Source organism: Frankia sp. CoBUL1 (genome assembly GCF_978021245.1).
In genome coordinates this window covers 1-3591 of the sequence record NZ_CDXDOS010000302.1, presented here as the reverse complement: position 1 = coordinate 3591, position 3591 = coordinate 1, and the positions used below count along the sequence as shown (strand labels likewise).

The 3591-nt window shown below is 72.0% G+C and carries 3 protein-coding genes; all 3 read left to right on the top strand.

All coding sequences use genetic code 11. The annotated features are described in order from the left end of the window. Nucleotides 1-29 precede the first annotated feature (29 nt). Genes pdhA through AC08OX_RS15900 form a run of 3 tightly spaced genes read left to right on the top strand, consistent with a single transcriptional unit; the run spans nt 30 to nt 3508 of the window. A complete protein-coding gene (pdhA, locus tag AC08OX_RS15910) occupies nt 30-1196 on the top strand; it encodes a pyruvate dehydrogenase (acetyl-transferring) E1 component subunit alpha (protein ID WP_476608536.1) in 1167 nt (388 codons plus the stop codon). Next, nucleotides 1193-2212: an alpha-ketoacid dehydrogenase subunit beta gene (locus tag AC08OX_RS15905; protein ID WP_476608535.1), complete on the top strand. Its 1020-nt coding sequence runs from the start codon at nt 1193-1195 to the stop codon at nt 2210-2212. Before pdhA ends, AC08OX_RS15905 begins: the two co-directional genes overlap by 4 nt. Nucleotides 2213-2215: 3 nt before the next feature. Beyond that, nucleotides 2216-3508 (top strand): dihydrolipoamide acetyltransferase family protein, encoded by a 1293-nt coding sequence (locus AC08OX_RS15900; RefSeq protein ID WP_476608534.1) that lies wholly within the window; start codon nt 2216-2218, stop codon nt 3506-3508. The last annotated feature ends 83 nt before the right edge of the window (nt 3509-3591 follow it).

The window sequence follows — 3591 nt, the reverse complement described above, 5'->3', positions numbered from 1 at the left end:
TTTCCGCCACCAACTGCCGAAGGTGGACCATGACAATCCTCGACGACAGCACCGCGCCCGGCTTCGTCGGGCCGCCGAGCTCCCACGGTCCGCGTCGTGACCCGGCTCCGCTCCTGCCCGACCCCGAGCCGGTCCGGGTCCTCGGCACGGAGGCGGCGGGGAAGGTCGACACCGATCTGCTGCGCGTCCTGTACCACCGTCTGGTGCTGGGACGGCGCTTCAACCAGCAGGCCACGACCCTGGCCAGGCAGGGCCGCCTCGCCGTGTACCCGGCGTCCACCGGCCAGGAGGCATGCCAGATCGCCGCGGCCATGGTGCTGCGGGAGTCGGACTGGCTGTTCCCCAGCTACCGCGACACGCTGGCGGTGGTGTCGAGGGGCGTGCGCCCGGTGGACGCGCTGACGCTGATGCGCGGGAACGCGCACAGCGGCTACGATCCGCGGGAGCACCGGATCGCGCCGCTGTCGACTCCGCTGGCCACCCAGGCCTGCCATGCGGTGGGCCTGGCCCACGCCGCTCGCCTGCGCGCGGCCTCGGATCCGTGGGCGGCGGAGGACGTCGTGGCGCTTGCCCTGATCGGCGACGGCGGCACCAGCGAGGGCGACTTCCACGAGGCGCTGAACTTCGCCGGGGTGCTGAACGCGCCAGTGGTGTTCCTGGTACAGAACAACGGCTATGCGATTTCGGTGCCGCTGGCCCAGCAGTCCGCGGCGCCGACGCTGGCACACAAAGCGGTGGGCCATGGGATCATCGGTCGCCTGGTGGACGGCAACGACGCGCCCGCGGTGCACGGTGTGCTGCGCGCGGCGGTCGAGCACGCGCGGTCGGGTCGCGGCCCGGTGCTGGTCGAGGCGGTCACCTACCGGCTGGAGGCGCACACCAACGCCGACGACGCGACCCGCTACCGCACCTCGGAGGAGGTCGCCGCCTGGCAGGCCCGCGATCCGCTGACGCTGCTGGAGCGGCAGCTACGCAAGGCCGGTCTCCTCGACGACGCCGGCGTCGCCGCAGTCGCGCGGGCCGCCGAGGAACTCGCCGCCGAGATACGCGCCCAGTTCGATCGTGTGCCTGATCTCGATCCGGGCTCACTGTTCACGCACGTCTATGCCCAGCCGACCAGCCAGCTTCGTGAGCAGGCCGCCGAGCTGATGGCCTGGCAGGCCGCGGACGCAGCCAAAAGCGACGGCGCACGATGAGCGCCGCGACCATGGTGCGGGCCCTCAACGCCGCGTTGCGCGACTCGCTGCGCGAGGACGCGCGCGTCCACATCCTCGGCGAGGACGTTGGCACCCTCGGCGGCGTCTTCCGAGTCACCGACGGCTTGGCTGCCGAATTCGGCGCGCAACGCTGCCTGGACACCCCCCTGGCCGAGGCAGGCATCCTCGGCACCGCCGTGGGCATGGCCATGTACGGCCTGCGGCCCGTCGTGGAGCTGCAGTTCGACGCCTTCGCCTACCCCGCGTTCGAGCAGCTCGCGTCGCATGTGGCCAAGATGCGTAACCGCACGGCCGGGAAGACCACGCTGCCGATCACCATCCGCATCCCGTACGGCGGTGGCGTCGGCGGCGTCGAGCACCACAGCGACTCCAGCGAGGCCTACTACGCGCACACCCCAGGCCTGCACGTCGTCACCCCCGCCACCGTCGCCGACGGCTACGGGCTGCTCCGCTCGGCGATTGCCTCGGACGACCCGGTGGTGTTCCTGGAGCCCAAGCGGCTCTACTGGTCTACGGACGAGCGGTCCATGGACGAGCGGTCCATGGACGAGCGGTCCACGAACGACTTCTCTCCGGCCGAGGTGCCGCCGATCGGCCGCGCGGTGGTCCGCCGGACCGGTACCTCGGCGACCCTCCTGACCTACGGCCCCTCGCTCCCCGTGTGCCTCCAGGCGGCGGCGGCCGCGCGCTCGGAGGGCTGGGACCTGGCGGTGGTCGACCTGCGCTCGCTGGTCCCCTTCGACGACGAGACGGTCTGCGAGGCGGTCCGCGCCACCGGGCGCGCCGTTGTGGTCCACGAGGCCGCGGGTTTCGGCGGGGTCGGTGCGGAGATCGCTGCCCGCGTCAGCGAGCGGTGCTTCCACCACCTTGCCGCCCCCGTCCTGCGGGTCACCGGCTTCGACATCCCTTACCCGCCCCCCATGCTCGAACATCACTACCTTCCCAGCGTCGACCGCATCCTCGACGCCGTCGCCCGACTCCAGTGGGAGCAGTGACCCGTGGCCGCGGTACGCGAATTCCCCCTCCCCGACCTCGGCGAGGGCCTGACCTCCGCCGAGGTCGTCCGCTGGCTTGTCGGCGTCGGGGACGTCATCACCGTCGACCAACCCGTAGCCGAGGTCGAGACCGCCAAAGCCGTCGTCGAGGTGCCCTGCCCCTATGCCGGCGTCGTCACCTCCCTCGCCGGCCTGGCCGGTACCAGTGTCCCGGTCGGCACACCACTGATCACCGTGGCCGTCAGCGAGCCGGCAGCAGGGCGAACGGGCTCCGGGAACATCCTCGTCGGTTACGGCACCAGCACGGAACCCCCCCGAACCCGCCGCCGACGACGCGTCGGCGCTCCCGGAGCGCCTCCCGTACCGGCGCTTACCCCGGCTCCCGGACCGGCGACGCCACTCGGGCCTTCCGCCCAGACCGTGGTCAAGGTCGTCTCGCCCCTCGTTCGCCGCTTCGCCCGCGAGAACTCCGTCGATCTCCGAAAACTCGTCGGCACCGGCCCGGACGGGCTGATTCTGCGCAAGGACGTGGAGAGTGCCATCGCCCCGCGTTCCGCTCCGTCGCGCCCGGCGGAGACCGACGCGACCGTCGTCCCGCTGGACCCGCTGGCGCGGCGCGCGGCGGAGACGTTCGTGCGCAGCAGGCGCGAGGTGCCGGACGCCACCTGCTGGGTCGACACGGATGCCACCGCCCTGCTCGCCGCCAAGGACACCCTCAACGACACCCGCAACGCGGGGGGCGCCGAGCCCAGAATCGGTCTCCTGGCGATCCTGGCCCGCATCTGCGTCGCCGCCCTGGTCCGCTTTCCCGCACTCAACTCCGCCGTCGTCACCGACGCGGACGGCCGCGCGACCGGCGTGCGCCACCACGCCGCCGTCCACCTGGGATTCGCCGCCCAGACCCCGCGCGGCCTGGTCGTGCCCGTGGTGCACCACGCTCAGGGCCTGACCACCGCTCGACTGGCCGCCGAGATCGCCCGGTTGACCGCCGCCGCCCGCGCGGGCACGCTCACTCCCGCCGAGTTGACCGGCGGCACGTTCACGCTCAACAACTACGGCGTCTTCGGTGTCGACGGCTCCACGCCCATCATCCACCACCCCGAGGCCGCGATGATCGGCATCGGCCGGATCGTCCCCAGGCCCTGGGCGGTGGACGGCGAACTGGCGGTCCGCAGGATCGTGCAGCTTTCGTTCACCTTTGACCACCGAGTCTGCGACGGCGCCACCGCCGGGTCCTTTCTGCGCTTCGTCGCCGACGCGGTCGAAGACCCCACGGTGCTGCTGCGCCACCTCTGATCGCCGTACCTCTGACCACCGCCTTACCAGCAGGCGATGACCGCTGCCCGCCCCGGTCCTAGCGGGAGTTTCCTAGATAAGTT

What these genes read in the sequence shown, in the direction of transcription:
- pdhA (WP_476608536.1), top strand. Translation starts at nt 30, where the DNA reads ATGACAATCCTCGACGACAGCACCGCGCCCGGCTTCGTCGGGCCGCCG.
- AC08OX_RS15905 (WP_476608535.1), top strand. Translation starts at nt 1,193, where the DNA reads ATGAGCGCCGCGACCATGGTGCGGGCCCTCAACGCCGCGTTGCGCGAC.